The organism is Achromobacter sp. 2789STDY5608621, assembly GCF_001299375.1.
GTDB classification, from domain to species: domain Bacteria; phylum Pseudomonadota; class Gammaproteobacteria; order Burkholderiales; family Burkholderiaceae_B; genus Achromobacter; species Achromobacter insuavis.
Window position 1 is genome coordinate 1 of the sequence record NZ_CYTU01000097.1, and the last position, 6208, is coordinate 6208.

General features: G+C 70.6%; 6 protein-coding genes. 4 read left to right on the forward strand and 2 right to left on the reverse strand.

From position 1 onward, the window contains the following. The first annotated feature begins 118 nt into the window (after positions 1-118). From AOZ53_RS32935 to AOZ53_RS32950, 4 genes are all read left to right on the forward strand, one after another. Positions 119-1012, forward strand: coding sequence for a DUF2950 family protein (locus AOZ53_RS32935; RefSeq protein ID WP_054435003.1), 894 nt, complete (start codon positions 119-121; stop codon positions 1010-1012). Positions 1013-1222: 210 nt separating this feature from the next. After that, complete coding sequence (locus AOZ53_RS32940; RefSeq protein ID WP_054435004.1) at positions 1223-2167, forward strand: YVTN family beta-propeller repeat protein; 945 nt, start codon at positions 1223-1225, stop codon at positions 2165-2167. Next, positions 2151-2945, forward strand: a complete 795-nt coding sequence (locus tag AOZ53_RS32945) for a polysaccharide deacetylase family protein (protein WP_054478853.1) — start codon at positions 2151-2153, stop codon at positions 2943-2945. The genes AOZ53_RS32940 and AOZ53_RS32945 overlap by 17 nt, the downstream gene beginning before the upstream one ends. Positions 2946-2947: 2 nt before the next feature. Beyond that, positions 2948-3961 (forward strand): sterol desaturase family protein, encoded by a 1014-nt coding sequence (locus AOZ53_RS32950; RefSeq protein ID WP_054435010.1) that lies wholly within the window; start codon positions 2948-2950, stop codon positions 3959-3961. A gap of 180 nt (positions 3962-4141) precedes the next feature. Here the strand turns inward: AOZ53_RS32950 and AOZ53_RS32955 are convergent, their stop codons facing one another. Both AOZ53_RS32955 and AOZ53_RS32960 read right to left on the reverse strand, forming a co-directional pair. Continuing rightward, positions 4142-4639 (reverse strand): acyl-CoA thioesterase, encoded by a 498-nt coding sequence (locus AOZ53_RS32955; protein WP_006392482.1) that lies wholly within the window; start codon positions 4637-4639, stop codon positions 4142-4144. A 78-nt stretch (positions 4640-4717) separates the two neighbouring features. Beyond that, positions 4718-6208 (reverse strand): DUF1254 domain-containing protein (locus AOZ53_RS32960; RefSeq protein WP_369816859.1); only part of this gene is annotated, 1491 nt, incomplete at its 5' end.

Here is a 6208-nt window from a genome sequence, read left to right on the forward strand (position 1 = left end):
CGTCCGCGCCGCGCGGCGGCGATGGCGGTCGCGCGGGCGCGGGCCATGCCGGTGGCGGCGGGGGCCGGGCAGGCGGCGGTGGCGGCGGCGGTCATTTCGGCGGCCGGAGGTAGGCACCATGAACAGCGGAGTCTCCATCATGAATGCGTGTGCCCGTAACGCCGGCCGCGGCCTGCGCCTGGCCGGCGCCGCTGCGCTGCTGGCGCTGGCGGCCCTGGCCGCGCCCGCCGCGGCGCAGCAGGTGTTCCCCACGCCGCAGGCCGCGGCCGACGCGTTCGGCCAGGCCCTGGCCACCAGTGACCGCGAGGCCGTGGCCCGGGTGCTGGGGCCGGACTACCGCCAGCTCGTGCCGGGCGGGGTGGGGCAGGACGAGATCTACCGGTTCCTGGCCGCCTGGGCGCGCAAGCACGAGGTGGTCGCCGATGGCGACCGGCGCGCCTGGCTGGGGGTGGGCGATTCCGGCTGGACGCTGGCGGTGCCGATCGTGCGCGTGGCGCAAGGCTGGCGTTTCGACCCCGTCGCGGGCAAGGCGGAAATCCGGCGCCGCACCATCGGGCGCAATGAACTGACCGCCATCGACACCCTGCAGGCGCTGCAGGCGGCGCAGGCCCGTTACCGCGACGGCATCGGCCAGGGCCGCTACGCCGACCGGCTGGTGAGCCGGCCCGGCGCCACCGATGGCCTGTACTGGCCCGACCTGCCCGGTTATCCACCCCAGGCGTTCGGTCCCGACGCCTTGGCGATGGGGCCGGACGTGCCGGTGGCGGACGCCTATTACGGCTACCGTTACAAGGTGCTGCCCGCGCGCGGCGGCGATGGCTACTGGATCCTGGCCTGGCCGGCGCGCTACGGCGAGACCGGCATCGGCAGCTTCGTCATCGGCGCCGGCGGCGGGGTGCGCGAGGCCGACCTGGGGCCTGCCACCGGACGCCGCGCGCCCGCGCTGCAGGGCACCGATGTCTCGTTCGGAACCTGGAGCAGCATTACGCCGCAACCCGTTGGCGCTAAATGATTTTTTACGTTTGTTGCAGTGGCCCCGGGCAAGCGTTGTAGCGGTGCCGCAAACCGCGCCGCGGTTTGCCCGGCGGGCGCCGGCTTACGGTTTTTTGACAGTTGGCTATGCCAAAATGGCGGGCACTGGGATCGGTGCCCGATCCCCTTTTGTCGGACCTGGAAATTGAATCCCTTGCATTTTGTCCGCTGCGCCATTTTTGGCGCAGGGATGGCGCTCAGCGCCGCCGCGGCGTCGGCCCCGATCTTCGTCCTGAACTCCCTGGACGCGAACGTCAGCATCGTCGATCCCGCCACCTACACGGAACTGCGGCGCGTCCCGACGGGCAAGGAACCGCACCACCTGTACCTCACGCCTGACAAGAAGTCGCTGATGGTGGCCAACGCCACCGGCGACTCGATCACGCTGATGGACCCCAAGACCGGCGAGGTGCAGCGCACCCTGACCGGCATCGTCGACCCCTACCAGCTGCAGTTCTCGCCGGACATGAAGTGGTTCGTCACGGCCGCCAACCGCCTGGACCACATCGACATCTACGCCTGGAAGCCGCTGGACAAGGGCTTCGACCTGAAGCTGGTCAAGCGCATCCCGGCCGGCAAGACGCCCAGCCACATCATGATCGACGCCAAGAGCACCACGGCGTACGTCACCCTGCAGGACAGCGACCAGCTCATCGCCATCGACCTGGCCACGCAGACCCCCAAGTGGACCGTCTCGGTCGGCAAGACCCCGGCCGACGTGTTCCTCACGCCCGACCAGAAGACGCTGCTGGTGGCGCTGACCGGCGATTCCTACGTCGAGGCCTATGACGTCAGCAAGGGCCCGGCCAAGCTGATCTCGCGCATCAAGACCGCCGCCGGCGCGCACGCCTTCCGCGCCCAGGGCGACCAGCGCCACCTGTTCGTCAGCAACCGCACCGCCAACTCCATCAGCCGCATCGACCTGCAGACGCTGGCCGTGGTCGACACCTTCCCGGTGCCGGGCGGTCCCGACTGCATGGATGTGCTGGCCGACGGCAAGACCCTGCTGGTCACGTCGCGCTGGGCCCGCAAGCTCACCGTGGTGGACCTGGAGCAGAAGAAGGTCGTCAAGCAGGTGACCGTCGGCAAGTCGCCGCACGGTGTCTGGACGCTGAACCATGCGCCGACCCGCTAAACGGCAATTGGCCGCCGCCGTCTGCCTGGCGCTGGCGGCGCAGGCCGCCACGGCGGCCCCGGCCACCTGTGACAAGCCGGTCTACCTGACCTTCGACACCGGCCACATGGGCGTGGCGCCGCTGATCGCCGACGTGCTGGCGCGCCACCACGTCAAGGTCACGTTCTTCCTGGCCAACGAGCGCACCCTCACCGACGGCAGCAGCCTGGACGACCAGTGGGCGCCGTGGTGGAAGGCGCGCGCCGCCGAGGGCCACGCGTTCGGCTCGCACACCTACGACCACGTCTACTGGCAGGGCGACCTGCCGGACGGCAAGTTCCGCGTCAAGCCCAGCGCCGGCCCCGGCACGGGCAAGCGCGAGACCTGGACCGCCGAGCAGTACTGCGCCGAGATCAAGCGCTCCGCCGCCCGCTTCACGCAGATGACCGGCAAGCAGATGCTGCCGCTGTACCGCGCGCCGGGCGGCAAGACCTCGCCGGCCCTGCTGCGCGCCGCCAAGGCCTGCGGCTTCGAACACGTGGGCTGGGCGCCGGCCGGTTTCCTGGGCGACGAACTGCCCAGCGACAAGTACCCCAACGCCAAGCTGCTGGACCAGGCGCTGCGCACCATCAAGCCCGGCGACATCCTGCTGGCGCACCTGGGCATCTGGTCGCGCCAGGACCCCTGGGCCCCCGCCGTGCTGGAGCCGCTGATTGAAGGCCTGCAGCGCAAGGGCTTTTGTTTTGCCACTTTGGATACGCATCCCGCTTACCGCGACTGGATCGCTACGCATCACTGATCATGGATACGCTTAGTCAATGGTTCGGGAACTGCCAGCAATGGCTGTTCGAAACCCTGGTGCAGCCGGCGCTGTTCCACCTGGGCCTGAGCAATTTCATCGAGGACGGCTACGACGCCACCATGTGGCTGCTGGTCGGCCTGCTGCAGGTGGCCGTGCTGCTGCTGGTGTTCGGCCCGCTGCAGCGCCTGCGCCCGGTCGAGCCGGTCACCGACCGCCGCCAGATCGGCATCGACGTGCTCTACACGCTGATCCACCGCCTGGGCGTGTTCCGCCTGGCGCTGTTCTTCACCATCGATCCGTTCTGGGACAGCATCTTCGGGCAGCTGCACATCTGGGGCTTCGCGCCGTTCCAGCTCGACCAGTACTGGCCCGGCGTGACCGACCAGGCCTGGGTCAGCCTGATCATCTACCTGCTGCTGTTCGATCTGGTGGACTACCTGTACCACCGCGCCCAGCACCGCTTCGCCTGGCTCTGGGCGCTGCACGCGGTGCACCACAGCCAGCGCCAGATGACCATGTGGAGCGACGACCGCAACCACCTGCTGGACGACATGCTGCGCGACGTCGTCGTGGTGTTCGTGTCGCAGCTGGTGGGCGTGCCGCCCGCGCAGTTCGTGGCGATCGTGGCCATCACCCAGCTGGCGCAGAGCTTCTCGCACGCCAACCTGCGCATGCACTTCGGCGCCATCGGCGAGCGCCTGCTGGTCAGCCCGCGTTTCCACCGCCATCACCATTCCATCGCCTACGACGCGTCGACGCCGGGGCCGGCCGGTGGCTACAACTTCGCCGCGCTGTTCCCGATCTGGGACGTGCTGTTCCGCTCGGCGCGCTTCGGCGTCGGCTACGGCCCCACCGGCATCCATGACCAGCAGCCGGAGCTGGGCGGCCGCGACTACGGCCGGGGCTTCTGGTCGCAGCAGTGGCTGGGCCTCAAGCGCATGGTCGGCCGCGACCGCGAGCCGCCCGTGGCCGCGCCGCCGTCCCGTCCGCCAGGCGCGGCCGAAGGCGCGTAACGCGCCGCGTCGCGCCGTCGCAAAAAAACCGGGCCTCAAGGCCCGGTTTTTTCATGTCCGGTCACCTGTGACCTGGACGCAGCTCGTCGCAAGAATAGCCGCCCGCCCGCCGGGCCGCCCCAAGGGCGGGCAGCCCCCTCGGGGGGCAGCTAGCGCGCGAAGCGTGCGCGGCGTGGGGGCTCACCCTTCATTGGTGGTTTCGCGCTTGATCTCGTCGTGGCGCCGTTCCATTTCCTGGCGCAGCTCGCGGCGCAGGCGGGCGGCCTCGAAGCGCTGCTTTTCCTCGAGGTTGCGCGGCGCCAGCGGCGGCACCGCGGTGGGGGCGCCGTTGTCGTCCACCGCCACCATCGTGAAGTAACAGCTGTTGGTGTGGCGCACCAGTTTCTTGCGGATGTCCTCGGTGACCACCTTGATGCCGATTTCCATCGAGGTGCGGCCGGTGTAGTTCACCGCCGCCAGGAAGGTCACCAGCTCGCCGACGTGGATCGGCTCGCGGAACACGACCTGGTCGACCGACAGGGTCACCACGTACTGGCCGGCGTAGCGGCTGGCACAGGCGTAGGCGACCTGGTCCAGGTATTTGAGGATGGTTCCGCCGTGCACATTGCCTGAGAAGTTCGCCATATCGGGCGTCATCAGGATGGTCATCGACAGTTGGTGGCTAAAGGCGTCGTCCATGGCGGGCGTTCTACTCGGCGTCAAAACGCCTATGGTAGTGGCGAAACCCTGTCATATCGCCGTCTGCCGCCAGGTTTGTCAGGGTTTCTTCGCGGGCGCGGACGCCGGGGGCGTGACGACGGGCGCCGCGGCGGCGGACGCCGGCTCGGGCTGCGCCTCGGGTTCAGGCGCCGGTTCGTCGCGCACCGCGGGCGGCGGCGTCCACAACCCGTCCAGCAGCGCCGGGCCGGGGCCGTAGGCACGCAGCAGCACGTAGACCGGGCCGCTGGCCGCCAGCGGCAGCCAGTTGGCCTGGGCGCCCGGCTCGGGGGCGGCGTGGCTGATCACCAGATCGAGCGAGCCGTCGGCGTTGTATTGCAGCGGATCGCGGTCGCCCAGCGCGTAGCGGTCCACCGGATTGGCCATGGGCAGGCCCTGGCCGTCATAGGCCGCCAGCGACCATAGCGCGCCGGCCGGCGGCAACTGGCCGCTGTCGAAATGCAGCACGTAGCGGTGCGCGCCATCCAGCGGCCGGCCCAGGCTGTCGGCCGCCAGCAGCAACGCGGTCAGGTCCTCGGGCAGGCCCGAGCCAGGCTGCGCCTGGGCGGCCAGCGCGCGGCGCAGGTAGGCGTTGCCGTAGACGCCGAGGCTGGCCGTCTCCAGCTGCCAGCCGTTGATGCTCTTGAGGGTGGCGCCGGCGGCGGCTTCCATGCGCTCGCGCGCCTCGCGCAGGCCGCGGCGCAGGCCCTGCTTGACCGGGTTGTCGAGCTTGTCGAAATCGAACGGCCGGCCGGGGATCAGCCCGACCCGGCGCAGCTTGGCCAGCACCGGCTGGTCGGTGGCGTGCGGCGGATTGCGGCGCAGCAGCTCGGCGGCGCGCACGAAAAAGGCCTCGGTCGGCATGGCGTCGACCTGCTCGCGCACCGGGATCTTCAGATCCAGGGACGGGTCGGCCTTGATCCGCTGCGATTGCGGCGGCAGGTTCCACTGCGCCAGCGGCGTCAGCGTGAAGCCGTCCTGCAGCGCGTTGACCGCCGCGTACTCGGCCGCGCCGTCGGTCTGGATCAGGGCGCGGGCCCAGACGTAGGCGGTGGGCGCGTCGATGCGCGGCATGCCGGAGGGCAGCGTGCCGCTCCAGCCCGGCGGCACGATCGCGGTGTTGCCGCGCGCCGTGCCGGTGCTGCGCTTGCCGAGCGTGGCGAAGGCGTCGTTCCACATGTCCAGCAGCGTCAGGGTGTACAGGCGGCCGTGGCTGTCAGGCGTGGACAGCACCACGGGGCCGGCCGTCAGGTCGAGCCAGGCGGCGCTGCGCAGCATGTCGGGATTGGCCCAGGGCAGGGCCGCGCCGGGGCGGGGCAGGGTGCGGGTGTGCTGGAAGGTGTTGGCGGGCGCGCCCTCGGCGCCCTGCGCGGGATGCGTGAACTGGCGCCGGGTCAGGTCCAGCGTCAGCAGCGGATAGAAGTACAGATAGCCTTCCATCGCCGCCTCGCGGGCGGACTCGGTGGCGGCGGCGGCCGGGCTCGGCGCCGGCGCGGCGGCGGCGGGGGCCGGCGCCAGGCTCGGCGCGGCCAGCGACAGGGACAGGGCCAG